Raw genomic sequence first — 14,625 nt, 5'->3', positions numbered from 1 at the left:
TCAAACCAAACGAGCTGCGTAGAATTAGAGCAGGCGATATGAAAATTCGATGAAGAATGATGTCGAATGATGAGCCGCGCTTTGCTCCCCTCCATCCTTCATGAATGGGGTAAACCTGTTGTCCGGCAGCAGAAAAGTGGTCGCGTACGAATCCATCCGATCGGGGTAATAAGGAAAAAATAATCAGAATCAGAGCTGTATTTCAGCTTCAGAAGATACTGCTCCGATCCTGATTTGCTATTTATTATTATTGTCGTAGTTATTGTTATTACTGCCCCCCTCCTCTGTATTTATCCATCACTCAGCTTCGAGAAATCTGCCGGGGACGAGGCGTATACTGCCCACTTCGCTTCTTGTCTCTCGTTGCCTGAAGTTGATCAGGCACTTTTGAAGCCATGGAACACGTTCGTACGCCTGTTATTAAAAGGGAGCTAATAATATATTAAGCAAATGCCGTGCCAGTTGTTTTAATATTTTTAAAACAACTGGTTATCTGTAAACCCCTATTTTCAAGATGTACAAGTGTAAGAAATTTCGGCAAATAGTGGGTCCATCTGGTCATGCTGTCTAGCAAAGCGGAGAAAAACCGCAGCTTCCCTTCAAGCTTTCGTTGGAGACGTATGCATTCATTTTTCTTTCCATGAGCTTCGCCATTTCTCTTTCTGCTTCTGTTCGCCCCTCGCTTGCCTGAAAAGCCCGAATGCGTTTTACTAGGAGAATGGGTGGTATTGCAGCGAAACTGTTCAGCTATACTTTATAGGGACAAACTGCGCCACGAGGGATAAAGTAACCAATACCGGGAAAGGTTGACACCAGGAAGAGCGGAAAAGCTTATCCTGGCAAGTGTTTCCTGAGGATAATCATGATGGCGGAGATTCAAGGCAGCAATTCACCGATGGTATTGCGCCGCGTTACCGGTGCTGATGGGATTCCGCGCGTGATTGTTGAAGGGAACTGCACCCTCACTGCTTTAGGTGAGCGGATTCGACCGATTGCTGCGGAGCTTTCCGAGTACGCTACCACACCGGAACTACAATGGGATCTTACACAGATAGCCCGGATGGATGACGCAGGAGCCGTTCTCCTGTGGCGGGGCTGGGGTAATCAGCGGCCCCGGTATCTGTTTTTAAGACCTGAGCATGAAAGACTTTTCGATCGCCTGGAAGAAACGTGGACTCCTCCTTCTAAAGTAGCACCGGATCGGCTGTGGCCAATTATGGTGCTGGGAAAAGCAGTTTTCCTGTTGTGGGAGCATCTGGTCGGCCTCGTCATTCTGATGGGCCAACTGGTGCTGGAAATAAAGTATCTGGCAGGCCGCCCCTCGCGAATACCGTGGCGCGAAATTTCCGCGAATCTGTACCGGACCGGGGCGCAGGCGCTGGGTATCACGGCGCTGGTGGGATTTCTCATCGGTGTAGTATTGAGCTATCTCTCTTCCCGGCAACTGCAAATATTTGGAGCGCATATCTTCATCGTCAACATCCTGGGCATCAGCGTTATCCGGGAGCTTGGACCCATGCTTGCCGCTATCCTGGTTGCCGGCCGTTCCGGTTCATCGATGACCGCGCAATTGGGTGTGATGCGGGTAACCGAGGAACTGGATGCGCTGACGGTCATGGGTATTCCCCACAGTCTTCGGCTGATCCTGCCGAAAGTGATCGCCCTCGGTCTTGCGATGCCACTCGTTGTGCTATGGACCAGTGCTGTTGCACTGATAGGAGGAATGACCGTTGCCGAGCTCCAGCTTGGGTTGGGCTACAAGTTTTTTTTGAGCAGGCTTCCGGATGCCGTGGCCGTTTCCAATTTATGGCTGGGACTGGGGAAAGGGATTGTATGCGGGATGGCAATTGCCTTGATTTCTTGCCACTTCGGTTTGAGGATCAAATCAAATACGGAAAGCTTGGGCGAAGGTACAACGAACTCGGTCGTCACATCCATTACCGTGGTAATTATTATCGATGCAATTTTTGCCGTGATCTTTTCGGATGTGGGATTAAGATAAAGCGGGAGTCGCATGCCGAAAAATAACTGCATTATCGAGGTGGAGGAGTTGTATACCCAGTTCGGCAACCACGTCGTGCATGAAAATATCGGACTTTGCGTGCAGTTTGGAGAAGTATTGACGCTGGTCGGAGGCTCGGGTAGCGGAAAGACGGCGCTTATGCGGCAGATGCTCGGCCTCGAAACCCCCGCGCAAGGTACAGTGAAGGTTTTCGGAGAACCGTTGCGCGGCCGGAATCGCCAGCAGATACAGAACATGCGAAACCGCTGTGGTGTATTGTTCCAGAAAGGTGCGCTGTTCAGCGCTTTGTCGGTCTATGACAATATCGCCTTGCCCATGCGCGAGCTGCGCACGCTGGACGAAGACATGATTCGCGATCTCGTGATGCTCAAGCTTGAAATGGTGGAAATCGCGCCTGTCCATGCGAACAAGATGCCTGCCGAGCTTTCCGGCGGCATGATCAAGCGCATCGCCTTGGCGCGCGCGATGGCGCTTGATCCGGAGCTCCTGTTTCTGGACGAGCCAACGGCCGGGCTCGATCCGGAACTCAGTGAGGGATTCGTCAAGCTCATCAAGACGATGCAATCCGAACTGACATTTACGATCGTCATGGCGACTCACGACCTCGACACGCTGGTTGCGCTTTCCGATCGTGTCGCGGTGCTGGCCGACAAGCGTCTGGTAGCGTTGGGAACCCTGCGAGAGGTAATACACACCCAACACGCTTTCATTTCGAATTTTTTCTGCGGCGTGCGCGGCAGGAAAACGTTGGAAAACAACAGTATCTTATAGGGGGACGATTATGGAAAACCGTGCCCACGCCCTTGCGGCTGGTTTATTCGTAATTATTCTAGGTACAGCACTGGCGGCTGCCATCATGTGGTTCGGGGGCGACACGATGACGCGCGCCAAATACATGCTCGTGTCGGAGGTTCCGGTCTCAGGCCTGAATTCTCAGGCAACAGTGCGTTACCGGGGAGTAACAGTCGGTAAAGTCGAGAACATCAAGCTGGATAAAAAGGATCCCCATAAGATTCTGGTTCAGATCGCAGTGGACAAGAACGTGCCTTTGACCCGGAATGCATTTGCCCAACTGGGTTATCAGGGTTTGACGGGCCTGGCATACGTGCAGCTGAATGACGAGGAGGGCGAGGCCGAACAATTGGAAACTGACTCGGATGAACCCGCGCGAATACCCCTGCGCCCCTCTTTATTCGACAGTATCACCAGTTCGGGCCAGCACCTGCTCGGTACTGCCAGCGTATTGATCGAAAGAATGAATCTCCTCCTCGAAGACGAGAATCGGACGCGATTCATGCATATACTGGAAAATACGGAAAAGGCGACGGGCCGCCTGTCCAGGGTTCTCAACCAGTTGGAGCCGGGGCTCAAGGCAATCCCGGGGCTCGCTGCCGATGCAAGTTCCGTGATGAAAAATGCTGACCAGCTTGTAGTCGACCTCAACCAGATCACATCGAGGCTGAACCGGCAGGGAGGAGCCATCGATGGCCTTTCCGTAGCCACGGTAGAGCTGGGCGAAACCATGCGGTCATTGCGGGAAGCAACGGAAGGGATCAAAAATACCACCCGCAGTGTCGACCGGGTGCTACTCCAACTGGAAGATCAACCGGCAAGCCTGCTGTTTGGTCGTCCTCCTCCGCCGCCGGGTCCCGGTGAGACAGGTTTTGTACCGCCAGGAAGTAGATGAGATGAAAAAATACTTGGTTCTTGCAGTGGCAATTGCAGCGCTGACAGCATGCGCCGCTATTCGTAATCCAGCACCGGTAGCGGTATATGATTTTGGATTACAGCCCTTCCCTGCCCAGCCCAGCGCGGGCGATGCGGGGGGAAACAAGCAACTGCGGACAAGTCTGCTGGTCGCTGAGACCATTGCACCTGCCTGGCTCGATAGCACGGCAATTCATTACCGGCTAGCCTACGATGACCCCACACGATTTCTCGCTTATCGCAGCAGCCGTTGGGCCTCCACACCTGCAAAGTTACTCACGCAACGCGTCAGAACACGCATTGCCGTCATTAATGAACGGGGAGTGATGAACACTGGCGAAGGTACGCGCGCAGATTATATATTGCGGCTCGACCTCGAAGAATTTGCCCAGGTGTTCGATACGCCTTCGCGGAGCAGCGCCATTGTGCAACTTCGCGCCAGCCTTATCGATCGCACCACCCGTTACGCAGTTTCCCAGCGTAGCTTTGGGGTAGAGCTGCCCGCCCCGACGGCAAATGCCGCGGGTGCCGTAAAAGCCCTTACAGAGGCGAGCGACCAGTTGATTGAAAGCCTGATCGGATGGCTTGAGCAGGAACTTCGAGATAAAGGAAAGGAAGGTTTTTCGGAAGGATAATGTTTTCCAGAGCCTGGAACTCATGGCCAAGTGGCGTCTGCTCCGGCATCCACTGCTCCCCCGCTCGATTCGTCTAAGCACGGAGCTCCAGCCACACCGCTCCCCTCGCTGCAAAATCCCCCATGCTCTTATCATAACGAGCAGCTGGTATGACAGCGCGAATACGGGAATCAGACACAAACCTGGTTTAAACTGCTAACCTGTCGGCCTGTCAGGCTGAACGCCTTTAAGCCTCAAACGTCACCTTTCAGGTACCACATTTGCATTTGTATGAGGAAATATTTATGAAACGTTCGCTTACTCTGGCCGCGAGCTTGCTTGCGCTGTCACTGCTCAGCGCTTGCGCAGGCAAAGTTCCCCTGCTGACAAGCAGCCCATCCGCAAAATCCGCTGAATCCGCCTACCCGACCATAGAACGGCTGGTCGCGGGATGCGCAGAGGGTGAAAAGCCTTTTGATTGCGACCGGCGCGCTATACTCGCTATGCAGGGTGGATATGAAGTCCAGTTTAAATTCGACGAAACTGTCATACTGCAACCGGGCTACAAGCGTTCGGAACCGAAGCGCAGCATGGGATTCGAGTTCGTGCTCTTAGTGGAAGATACTGGCCGCAAGATTTCACTGCAGCACATCCTGGTGATGGGGGATGGCACAGTTACCAAGCACTGGCGCCAGGACTGGGTCTATGAAGCACCGACGCGCTGGGTCTACACCGGCAGCCAGCGGTTCGAGCAACAAAAACGTGACCCTGCTGAAATACCAGGAACATGGACACAACTGGTTTACGAAGTAAACGACGCACCACGCTACTCGGGCAATGGCAAATGGAACCATCGATACGATGTATCGACCTGGACTTCGGAGCGCAACTGGCGACCATTACCGCGCCGCGAGTACACCAAGCGCAGCGACTACCAGATCATCAATACGGAGAATCGCCATACTATTGCACCTCAGGGGTGGACTCATGAGCAGGACAATACCAAGGTCATCCAGACGAAAGATGATAAGGATGCGGTATTGGTACGCGAGTTCGGCTTCAATGAATACCGTCGGATCAAAGGTTATAACTTTCAACCTGCGATAAACTACTGGAACGATACTTCCGCCTTCTGGGCAGATGTGCGCAAACGGTGGGAAAACGAGTTCGCCACTCATGGCGCAATTACGCTATCGGTTGTCCCTGGTGATGAGTCCTTCAACATGGCGGTCCTCGATCTCGCCGATGCGTACAGGAAAAACCCGAAGGGCGATATCTACCAGAAAAAGCTCGAAGATATCTTCAGCAAATACGTCAACGTCAGGAAGACACAAACCAGCCTCAGATAAGCAGGCAGCTCCGGAGCCATCTACTTGAGCGTGCCAAACACCCTGCGGACCAGTTCGCTATCCTGATCCGCGGGGTTGTCGCGTATGGCCTGCTCCTTCTCTGCCATCAACAGATAAATTCCGTCCAGGGTTTTTTCGGTGACATGGTTTTCTATATTTGCATGCTTTTCCGAAATCAATCCGAGCTTCGCGCCCTTCCCGGCAAAGTCATTGTATTTTTTCAGCACGCCCGCCTGCTCGGTGGCTTTTTTTACAATCGGCAAAAATCGGTCGGAAAGCGAGGCGGATGAGGTGTTACGGAAGTACTGCGTCGCTCCGTCGTCTCCGACTGCAAGTATCGCTTTCGCATCTTCCACAGGCATATTCTGCACCGCATCTATCAGCAGGGCCCGTCCTTCCGCCGCCGCCGTTTCGGCGGCGTGGTTCATGGCCGCGATCAACCCATCAGCATGTTTGTTCATACCCACGGAGCGCATCAAACCCTCTGCTTTCTGCAGAGAGACAGGTAATGGGATTTTTGCTTTGGGGCTATGGAGAAAACCGTTTGGAACTCCCAGTGTATCTATTGCCGCATTCACACTCAGTGTAAGTGCTTGCTTCAGACCATCGGCCGCCTCTTCATCTGCAAGGGTATCACTTGCTGCAGCGGAAACAGGGATGGAAGCCAAAAAGCAGACAACAATAGCAGGAATGATGCGCATTGGAGTAACTCCTGTCGGGTTTGCATAACCGGCCTTGAAATTCCTCTCCTCGCTGATTCTCTTCGCTAAAACCGCTACCTCTGCATGATGCCTGCCTCATGCGCCTGCTGATCTGCATGATAGCTGGATCGGACCATGGGTCCGCAAGCGGCATTGCTGAAACCCATTTCGATCGCGGCGCGTTCAAATTCCTTGAATGCCCCCGGAGTGACATAACGCATGACAGGAAGATGCCCGATGCTTGGCTGCAGATACTGGCCAAGGGTAAGCATCTCGACATCATGCTCGCGCAAGTCGCGCATCACCTCGAGGATCTCCTCGTCAGTTTCTCCCAGTCCCAGCATCAATCCGGATTTGGTGGGGATGCCCGGAAAACGTGCCTTGAAGTCCTTCAATAACCGGAGCGAATGCATGTAGTCCGCACCCGGACGGCACTGCCGGTAGAGGCGAGGTACCGTTTCGAGATTGTGGTTCATAACATCGGGCGGGCAGACGAATAATTTTTCCAGGGCAATATCCAGTCTCCCGCGAAAATCCGGCACCAGAATCTCTATCTTTGTTTGCGGCGAATGGGCTCGAACCTCGCGGATGCAATCCACGAAATGCTGAGCTCCGCCGTCCCTGAGATCATCACGGTCAACGCTGGTGATAACTACATATTTCAACTTCATGGCGGCAATGGATTGCGCGAGGTGCAGAGGTTCTTCGGGGTCCGGAGGACGCGGCCGGCCATGGGCCACATCGCAGAAAGGGCAGCGACGGGTACAGAGATCGCCCAATATCATGAAAGTTGCAGTGCCTTTGCCGAAGCATTCGCCAATATTGGGACAGGAAGCTTCCTCACATACCGTGTGCAGCTTCTGCTCCCGCAAAATCCGCTTGACCTCATAAAACTCCTGGCTGTTGGAGGATCGCACTCTGATCCAGGAAGGTTTACGCAGCAACTGATCGGGAGATTGCGGCGCGATTTTGACCGGATTGCGCGCGGTTTTTGCAACGCCTTTCTGGCGACTTTCAATTGTCATGATAAGGAAGAAACGTCTTCTTGATATTGATTCATATCAATCCGGAATATCCGGATCGGTTGATATCCATCTTTAAAATATTCTCGAAATCATTGCTTCAGCCTGGCCTTCAGTTTTTCGGCAAGCTTTCCTTGCAGCGTTTCCAGCCGGTCGGTTATACCGAGATCGCTGGTTTGCGTAACCCTTAATCCCGCATAGCCACAAGGGTTGATAGCCATAAACGGGGTAAGGTCCATGCTGACATTCAGAGCCAGGCCATGGTAGCAGCATCCATTTTTTATCTTCAGCCCCAGTGCCGCGATTTTTGCTCCGCCAACGTACACACCCGGCGCATCCTCGTTGCCGCAGGCATCGACACGATACTCATCCAGCAAGTCTACCACGGCACCCTCCATTTTTCTGACCAGGTCGCGCACGCCTAACTTGAGGCGCCGCATATCCAGCAACAGATACGCAATAATCTGACCCGGACCATGATAGGTGATTTGACCACCACGATCCGTGCGTACTACGGGAATGCCTGGATTGTAGAGCAAATGCTCGGGTTTGCCGGCAACACCCTGGGTATAGACCGGCCAATGTTGCAGCAACCAGATTTCGTCAGGGGTATTTTGCGTGCGACTTGCCGTGAACGCCTTCATCGCCTGCCAGCTGGAAAGATAATCCATCACAGCAGCATATCTGATTTCAAGTCCTGAAGTAATCCTGTGCACGGGAGAGGGCGCAGACTCCAGGCTAACGGGCTGTATCACGGATAGAAGCTTCCGGAATCCGGAACATGAATCGCGGAACAGGAATCAGAAACTCGCTAAAGTACCATTACCACGGTGGGATGATCGCACAGTTCCTGATATAGCGCATCCAGTTGTTCGCGAGAAACAGCGCGAATCGTGCACGTGAGGCTGAGATAATTGCTTTTTCTGCTGATTCTTACCTCCATGGTCGCCTCGTCAAAGTCCGGAGCGTGGCGCTTCACAATCGCCAGTACGTTCTGTGAAAAATCCTGCCGCCGGTATTCCAGTGTTGCGGCACTGGGTGGAATGCCGGACGGCGATCCGACACGTCCCATGATTTTAATCGGGAAATCGCAAGGATATTCAATCAGGGTGCTCTCGTCAGACGAAGTCACAGGTTTCACGACCTTCAGGATATCGAAGAGTTGCCTCGCATAGTGGTTTGTTTATAACTCTGGTAGAGCTGATAAAACAATGCAAATATTTTGCCGGGTTTTCCCTCACCCACCGGTTGGTTATCGAGACGGGTAATCGGCATGATTTCTTTGGTCGAGGATGTCAGCAAAAGTTCCTCGGCGGTGCGCACCTCATGTTCCGTAATCGCGCGAACTTCATGGGGAATGCCATTCGCCTGTGCCAGTTCCAGCACTATGTCATAGGTGATGCCCGGGAGCATCAGGTGGTTTTTGGGCGGAGCCAGCAGAATTCCACCTCTTACGACAAAGATATTGCTTGCCGCCCCCTCAGTCATGAAACCGTCACGAAACAACACCGTTTCCAGGGCGCCTTCATCGATCGCCATCTGCCGCAGCAATACGTTGGGCAGAAGCGAGATTGCCTTGATATCGCAGCGCAACCATCGGTTATCCTCGGCTGAAATCGCTACCACGCCGGTATGCAACAACCCGGGGGGTGGCGTCAGCAACGGATTGCTCATAATGAAGACAGTAGGCGCGACGCCTTGTGGAAAGGCATGGTCGCGCCGGGCGACACCGCGGGTAATATGCAGGTAGATATACTGATCCTCACCCTCATTCAAGGCGACGATTTGTTCCAGCAAATGTGTCCATTCGCTGTCCGAATGCGGATTTTGCAGGCGAATACCATCGAGGCTATGCTGGAGCCGGCGCAGATGCTCAGCCAGACGGAAAGGTTTGCGGGAATAGACAGGAATAACCTCATATACCCCGTCACCAAAAATAAAACCTCTATCCAGCACAGAGATGCGTGCTTCTTCAATTCTGAGGAAATCGCCGTTGAGATAGATCATGATCAGCCTGGATAGTCCGGGGTTTTTGCTTCTAGTTAAACAGAAGCCGCATGCTATCCCATGCCCGGCCAAAAATATTCGCGGCGCTGACGGTTTCGAGCGCTACCAGCGGATGTTCAACCACCTGCTTCCCTTCGAGCATAAACTTCACCGTGCCAACTTTTTGACCCGCAGCGACAGGAGCGAGAAGTGGCTGCTTATATTCCATCCTGGCCTTAAGCCTGTCAGTCTGATGGCGGGGAAGCGAAAAATAAACATCATTTCCGAATCCCGTCCTGAGTTTGTCCTGGGCGCCTTTCCATAATGGAATGGCAACCACTTCCTGCTCTCCCGGATAGAGACGAACCGTATCGTAGAACTGAAAACCATAATTCAGTAGCCGCTGGCTTTCCATCGCGCGCGCGCTCTCCGATGCGGTTCCCATCACTACCGCAACCAACCGACGCTGTCCCCGCCTGGCTGAAGTAATGAGGCAGTAACCGGCTGCGTCAGTATGTCCTGTCTTCATCCCGTCGACATTCGGGTCAAGCCAGAGCAAGCGGTTCCGGTTCGCCTGGGTGATTTTGTTATAGGTATATTCCTTAAGGGAATAGAGTGGATAATATTCCGGAAAATCGCGGATGATAGCGGTTGCGAGCAAGGCGAGATCGTACGCGGTGGTGTAATGATCCGGGTCCGGAAGTCCGGTTGAATTGGCAAAACGGGTGTTCTTCATGCCCATGCGCGCCGCCTCCTTGTTCATCGCTTGAGCGAATGCCTCCTCTGACCCTGAAACGGCCTCCGCCAGTGCAATGGACGCATCGTTTCCTGACTGCACGATCATGCCACGCATCAATTCATCGACCGTTACCGGTTTCTTCGGCTCGATGAACATGCGGGAGCCTTGCGCCCGCCATGCACGTGTCGAGACTGGCACAGCTTGCGTCAAGGTAACACGTTTCTGATACAGGGCTGCAAAAACCACGTAAGCCGTCATCAGCTTTGTCAGCGATGCCGGATCGACGCGTTCATGGGCATTCTTGCTCACAAGCACCTGTCCGCTCTGAAGGTCGGCAAGTATATAAGACTTGGCGGCGACGGAGAGAGTTTGCGGCGGCGCGTGAAACTGGGGTTGCTGAGCAGCCAGTGGCAGGGCAAGCAGACACAGCGATATAGGAAGCAAGCGTCTCATGGCGATCTGCAAAAAAAGCGTTATTATATCCCAGCCATATCGAAGACGTTATCCGCCGGGGCTCTGAATCGGTCAAAGGTTATCCCGCACGGCTGCAGGCCGCCCCCGTCTCTTCAGCAGACGGACGAATTAGAATGCTCCGCTCCGGATGGACTTGCCGATCCTATTTTTCGGCGCGGTTACGCCCGCACAAACTGAACCCGTCGCTCCATCCCAGCCGGTACTGCTTGTCTTCTGCAAACCTCTGCTCATCCTTCGCTCCATTTGCAGTCTTCTTCGCAGTCTCACAACCGTCGATATAGCCATCCTTGAAACCGGGCGAATAACCAGTAAGGTTGTAAACCGGCCGGCGGGTAGGCTGTGGCGGGGATGAAGGCGCCGTCGAAGTCGGAGGTGCCGTCGAAGTCGGAGGTGACGGCGGAGGCGGAGATGGAGGTTGCGAGTCCTTCTGACCTGTAGTGGTAGGGGCGCAACCCAGAATTGTGGTGACCAAAAGAATTGCCGCGATTGCTCGCATTGTGCTTCCCTCGTTCAGAATAAGATATTTTGCAGGCATTTGAGTTCGTCGCGCATTCTGTTTTTTCAACGTCTGCGGTTACTGCCGCCGAACATGCCTCCCAGAATGCCGCGGAAGATTTCACGGCCGGCACGCGAACCGATGGAGCGCGCCGCGCTGCGTGCAGCGGTATCGAGAATGCCAGGTTTATATCCACCGCGCGGGCCGGTTTTGCCGAGCAGCATATCACCCAGCGCATCCATCATACCCTCTTCGGATTCGGTCTTTTTTGCCCTAGCACGGATGGGGGCTTCCTCATTCCCGGTATTCTGGGTCATCGGAGCCCGGCTTCTGAGTATTTCGTATGCGGACTCACGGTCCACCTGTTGCTCGTAATGGCCGAAAATTATCGAGGATTTGATGATACCTGCGCGTTCCGCATCGGTGATCGATCCTATCCTCGATTGAGGCGGCAAGATAAACGCCCGCTCAACCATGGCGGGACGGCCTTTCTCGTCCAGCAACGAAACGAGCGCCTCACCCACCGAAAGTTCACTGATCACCTTTTCGGTATCCAGATCAGGATTCGCACGCATGGTTTGCGCAGCCGACCGCACCGCCTTCTGATCGCGCGGCGTAAACGCGCGCAAGGCGTGCTGCACGCGATTGCCGAGCTGTCCCAGAACGGTTTCAGGAACATCGAGAGGATTTTGCGTTACAAAATACACCCCCACTCCCTTGGATCGTATCAACCTCACGACCTGTTCTATTTTTTCCAGGAGAGGACGGGGCGCATCATTGAATAACAAATGGGCTTCATCAAAGAAAAATATCAATTTCGGTTTCTCGGGATCGCCTATTTCAGGAAGATGCTCGAACAACTCTGACAGTATCCACAGCAGAAAGGTGGAATACAACTTGGGAGCGTTCAGTAATTTGTCGGCTGCGAGAATGTTTATCATCCCCCGCCCTCTGCTGTCCACCTGCATCAGGTCATGAATATCGAGCATCGGCTCGCCGAACAGGATATCGCCACCCTGCTGCTCGATCTGCAGAAGCGAACGCTGAATGGCACCGATCGAGGCGGCGGAAATGTTACCGTACTGCACCGTAAAATCCTTCGCCTTGTCGCCGACAAACTGCAGCAGCGCGCGCAGATCCTTGGTGTCGAGCAGCAGAAGCCCGTTATCATCCGCAATCTTGAATACCAGTGTCAGCACACCCTGCTGCGTTTCGTTCAGATTGAATAATCGACCCAACAGCAGCGGGCCCATATCGGATATGGTGGTTCGCACGGGATGTCCGGCTTTTCCATAAATATCCCAAAACGTAACCGGATATGCAGTCCATTCAGGTTCCGGAAGGTGGAGTTGAGCAAGCCGCTCCTTCATTTTGGCTGAATCAGCGCCAGGAAAGGAGAGACCCGCCAGATCACCCTTTATGTCCGCCATGAATACGGGTACGCCGATCGACGAGAAGCGTTCTGCCAGCACCTGGAGCGTAACGGTCTTACCTGTGCCGGTCGCGCCCGTGATCAGGCCATGCCGGTTGGCGAAGCCAGGCAATAAACCAAGGGGATGGTCGGATTGCGCGATCAGCAACGGTTGTGCCATAGTGCCCTCATAAATGCAGCTTACAAGCTCTGTATATTGGCTTTATGTGAACTGTATCAGTTTTTCCTTACTTGCTCACCTCGTCCAGCCAGCGATCTCGAGCAACAGCAGCAGGACGAGCCATAGCACCAGAGTACGCCAGATGAGGCCAACGGTGCCCTGCAGAAAATCCATGTCGGCTTCTTCACCCACGCCTACCTCGGGACGGTGATATGCCCCGGTCTCTTCCCGCAACGGATCTCCCAGGCGCACGCCAAGCGCACCTGCCCCACTAGCAAGAATGGTTCCCTGGTTCTGATCCGCCCACGATGCCGCCTGCGCCCGCCAGCAATAAACCGCATCCTCGAAGTTGCCCGCAATGGCAAAGCTCAGCGCTGTTACCCTCGCGGGCAGCCAATCGATGGCGTAAAACGCCTTTACCGCAAAAACACCAAAACCATCCGGGCGCTCCCCCCAGGCGTCATTCAATAATTCCGCAAGACGGTAGAGCATGGGCCCGAGCGGCCCGGGCAACAAAGTGAACCAGACGATGACGCCAAGCATGTTACGATGAGCATGGATCAACCCCAGCTCGATGGCAATCCGCGAAATATCCTCACTGCTGGCACCCTCCGCCTCCATCCCGTAGTATTCCTTCAAGAGATCGCGTGCAAGCGGCAAATCTTCGTTCCTGAGCGCCTCCTTTATTTCAGTCAGGGAATAGCTGAACTGGCGAAAACTCGTGGTGAGATAAAGTATTCCCACATTCCACGCCCATGCCAGCAGCGGACTGACTCCATATAATAAATAATAAACCAGGAGAGAGAGTATAAGGAAAGGCCCTGCCGCGGCCACCCAGGCAATGATGCCGTGCCGATGGATGCCGGTGTTGAAATGACGCTCCAGCGAATCGGCATAGGAGAGGAAAGAGGAAACAATACGTTTGCGCGCACTGCCGGAGCGCCATTGATCCAGCAGAAGAGCGAAAATCAACGAAAGAAAATTCATTGCGAGAAAATCATGCTGCTTTCCTTCAAAGCAGTTTCAGGGATAAGCATTATTCAACCCAATGCGGACTTGAGAACCTTGCCCATCTCAGCGGGATTTCGCGCGACTTTAATCCCACACTCCTCCAGGACCGCAAGCTTTTCCTGAGCGGTTCCCCGGCCGCCCGAAATAACGGCGCCGGCGTGACCCATGCGTCTGCCGGGAGGTGCTGTCAAACCTGCGATATATCCTACCACTGGTTTACGCATGTTCTCCTTGACCCAGCGGGCGCAATCCTCCTCATCGGTACCGCCGATTTCTCCCACCATTAAAACAGCCTCGGTTTCATCATCTTCGTTGAACAGCTTCATCACATCCAGATGCCTCAAGCCATTCACCGGGTCGCCGCCGATACCGATGCAGGTGGATTGACCCAATCCCTGCTCCATCAGTTGCGCCACCGCTTCGTAAGTCAGTGTCCCGGAACGGGAGACTACGCCGACGCGTCCCTTTCGATGAATGTAACCTGGCATGATGCCGATCTTGATCTCGTCGGGCGTAATGATGCCGGGACAATTCGGTCCTACCAGCCGCGTTTTTCGTCCTTCCATCCTGTGGCAGGTACGTATCATATCGCGTACAGGGATACCTTCGGTAATACAGATTACCAGATTCAGTTCCGCATCCACCGCTTCATCGATTGCGGCGGCGGCAAACGGTGGCGGTACATAGATTACAGAAACGGTGGCTCCTGTTGCCTGCTTTGCTTCCTCTACCGTGCCGAAAATCGGGATGCCGTCAAAATCCTCGCCCCCTTTCTTCGGATTGACTCCGGCAACAAAGCATTCTTTTCCATAAGCATAATCGCGACACATCCGCGTGTGGAATTGCCCGGTCTTGCCGGTAATCCCCTGCGTCATGATACGAGTGTTACGGTCGATCAGGATCGACATACT

General features: G+C 53.6%; 15 protein-coding genes. 5 read left to right on the top strand and 10 right to left on the bottom strand.

From position 1 onward, the window contains the following. Positions 1 to 865: 865 nt before the first annotated feature. The 5 genes from BMW46_RS01920 to BMW46_RS01900 all read left to right on the top strand — a co-directional run bounded on the left by BMW46_RS01920 (position 866) and on the right by BMW46_RS01900 (position 5,693). Positions 866 to 2,002, top strand: coding sequence for an MlaE family ABC transporter permease (locus BMW46_RS01920; RefSeq protein WP_074704534.1), 1,137 nt, complete (start codon positions 866 to 868; stop codon positions 2,000 to 2,002). A gap of 12 nt (positions 2,003 to 2,014) precedes the next feature. Next, entirely contained in the window at positions 2,015 to 2,794 is a 780-nt protein-coding gene (locus BMW46_RS01915; RefSeq protein ID WP_074704021.1) for an ABC transporter ATP-binding protein, read from the top strand. A gap of 10 nt (positions 2,795 to 2,804) precedes the next feature. After that, the gene (locus BMW46_RS01910; protein WP_074704019.1) at positions 2,805 to 3,710 is read left to right on the top strand and encodes an MlaD family protein; all 906 of its coding nucleotides are present in this window, start codon (positions 2,805 to 2,807) and stop codon (positions 3,708 to 3,710) included. A gap of 1 nt (position 3,711) precedes the next feature. Next, on the top strand, positions 3,712 to 4,365 hold the full coding sequence (locus BMW46_RS01905) for an ABC-type transport auxiliary lipoprotein family protein (RefSeq protein ID WP_074704017.1): 654 nt from the start codon (positions 3,712 to 3,714) through the stop codon (positions 4,363 to 4,365). A gap of 284 nt (positions 4,366 to 4,649) precedes the next feature. Then, the gene (locus BMW46_RS01900; RefSeq protein WP_081355622.1) at positions 4,650 to 5,693 is read left to right on the top strand and encodes a DUF6607 family protein; all 1,044 of its coding nucleotides are present in this window, start codon (positions 4,650 to 4,652) and stop codon (positions 5,691 to 5,693) included. Between the two features lie 20 nt (positions 5,694 to 5,713). Here the strand turns inward: BMW46_RS01900 and BMW46_RS01895 are convergent, their stop codons facing one another. The 10 genes from BMW46_RS01895 to sucD all read right to left on the bottom strand — a co-directional run bounded on the left by BMW46_RS01895 (position 5,714) and on the right by sucD (position 14,622). Next, complete coding sequence (locus BMW46_RS01895; protein WP_074704016.1) at positions 5,714 to 6,394, bottom strand: DUF4197 domain-containing protein; 681 nt, start codon at positions 6,392 to 6,394, stop codon at positions 5,714 to 5,716. Between the two features lie 74 nt (positions 6,395 to 6,468). Next, positions 6,469 to 7,419 carry a lipoyl synthase gene (gene lipA / locus BMW46_RS01890; RefSeq protein WP_074704014.1) on the bottom strand — a complete coding sequence of 317 codons (951 nt, stop codon included), beginning with the start codon at positions 7,417 to 7,419 and terminating at the stop codon, positions 6,469 to 6,471. An 89-nt stretch (positions 7,420 to 7,508) separates the two neighbouring features. Continuing rightward, positions 7,509 to 8,171, bottom strand: a complete 663-nt coding sequence (gene lipB / locus BMW46_RS01885; protein ID WP_074704013.1) for a lipoyl(octanoyl) transferase LipB — start codon at positions 8,169 to 8,171, stop codon at positions 7,509 to 7,511. A 56-nt stretch (positions 8,172 to 8,227) separates the two neighbouring features. Beyond that, complete coding sequence (locus BMW46_RS01880; RefSeq protein ID WP_074704011.1) at positions 8,228 to 8,557, bottom strand: YbeD family protein; 330 nt, start codon at positions 8,555 to 8,557, stop codon at positions 8,228 to 8,230. Between the two features lie 5 nt (positions 8,558 to 8,562). Beyond that, on the bottom strand, positions 8,563 to 9,423 hold the full coding sequence (locus BMW46_RS01875; protein WP_074704009.1) for a D-amino acid aminotransferase: 861 nt from the start codon (positions 9,421 to 9,423) through the stop codon (positions 8,563 to 8,565). A gap of 31 nt (positions 9,424 to 9,454) precedes the next feature. Further along, positions 9,455 to 10,594 carry a D-alanyl-D-alanine carboxypeptidase family protein gene (locus BMW46_RS01870; RefSeq protein ID WP_074704008.1) on the bottom strand — a complete coding sequence of 380 codons (1,140 nt, stop codon included), beginning with the start codon at positions 10,592 to 10,594 and terminating at the stop codon, positions 9,455 to 9,457. Between the two features lie 163 nt (positions 10,595 to 10,757). After that, positions 10,758 to 11,111 (bottom strand): hypothetical protein, encoded by a 354-nt coding sequence (locus BMW46_RS01865; protein WP_143049068.1) that lies wholly within the window; start codon positions 11,109 to 11,111, stop codon positions 10,758 to 10,760. Between the two features lie 65 nt (positions 11,112 to 11,176). After that, positions 11,177 to 12,703 carry a helicase HerA-like C-terminal domain-containing protein gene (locus tag BMW46_RS01860; protein WP_074704005.1) on the bottom strand — a complete coding sequence of 509 codons (1,527 nt, stop codon included), beginning with the start codon at positions 12,701 to 12,703 and terminating at the stop codon, positions 11,177 to 11,179. Between the two features lie 75 nt (positions 12,704 to 12,778). After that, positions 12,779 to 13,690: a CobD/CbiB family protein gene (locus BMW46_RS01855; RefSeq protein ID WP_074704003.1), complete on the bottom strand. Its 912-nt coding sequence runs from the start codon at positions 13,688 to 13,690 to the stop codon at positions 12,779 to 12,781. A gap of 53 nt (positions 13,691 to 13,743) precedes the next feature. Continuing rightward, entirely contained in the window at positions 13,744 to 14,622 is an 879-nt protein-coding gene (gene sucD, locus BMW46_RS01850) for a succinate--CoA ligase subunit alpha (RefSeq protein WP_074704002.1), read from the bottom strand. Between the last annotated feature and the right edge of the window lie 3 nt (positions 14,623 to 14,625).

The organism is Nitrosospira multiformis, assembly GCF_900111585.1.
GTDB lineage: Bacteria > Pseudomonadota > Gammaproteobacteria > Burkholderiales > Nitrosomonadaceae > Nitrosospira > Nitrosospira multiformis_B.
This window is presented reverse-complemented; position numbering and strand designations above follow the sequence as displayed.

Coding starts and splice junctions, on each gene's coding strand:
- BMW46_RS01920 (WP_074704534.1), top strand. CDS start 866: ATGGCGGAGATTCAAGGCAGCAATTCACCGATGGTATTGCGCCGCGTT.
- BMW46_RS01915 (WP_074704021.1), top strand. CDS start 2,015: ATGCCGAAAAATAACTGCATTATCGAGGTGGAGGAGTTGTATACCCAG.
- BMW46_RS01910 (WP_074704019.1), top strand. CDS start 2,805: ATGGAAAACCGTGCCCACGCCCTTGCGGCTGGTTTATTCGTAATTATT.
- BMW46_RS01905 (WP_074704017.1), top strand. CDS start 3,712: ATGAAAAAATACTTGGTTCTTGCAGTGGCAATTGCAGCGCTGACAGCA.
- BMW46_RS01900 (WP_081355622.1), top strand. CDS start 4,650: ATGAAACGTTCGCTTACTCTGGCCGCGAGCTTGCTTGCGCTGTCACTG.
- BMW46_RS01895 (WP_074704016.1), bottom strand. CDS start 6,394: ATGCGCATCATTCCTGCTATTGTTGTCTGCTTTTTGGCTTCCATCCCT.
- lipA (WP_074704014.1), bottom strand. CDS start 7,419: ATGACAATTGAAAGTCGCCAGAAAGGCGTTGCAAAAACCGCGCGCAAT.
- BMW46_RS01875 (WP_074704009.1), bottom strand. CDS start 9,423: ATGATCTATCTCAACGGCGATTTCCTCAGAATTGAAGAAGCACGCATC.
- BMW46_RS01870 (WP_074704008.1), bottom strand. CDS start 10,594: ATGAGACGCTTGCTTCCTATATCGCTGTGTCTGCTTGCCCTGCCACTG.
- BMW46_RS01865 (WP_143049068.1), bottom strand. CDS start 11,111: ATGCGAGCAATCGCGGCAATTCTTTTGGTCACCACAATTCTGGGTTGC.
- BMW46_RS01860 (WP_074704005.1), bottom strand. CDS start 12,703: ATGGCACAACCGTTGCTGATCGCGCAATCCGACCATCCCCTTGGTTTA.
- BMW46_RS01855 (WP_074704003.1), bottom strand. CDS start 13,690: ATGAATTTTCTTTCGTTGATTTTCGCTCTTCTGCTGGATCAATGGCGC.
- sucD (WP_074704002.1), bottom strand. CDS start 14,622: ATGTCGATCCTGATCGACCGTAACACTCGTATCATGACGCAGGGGATT.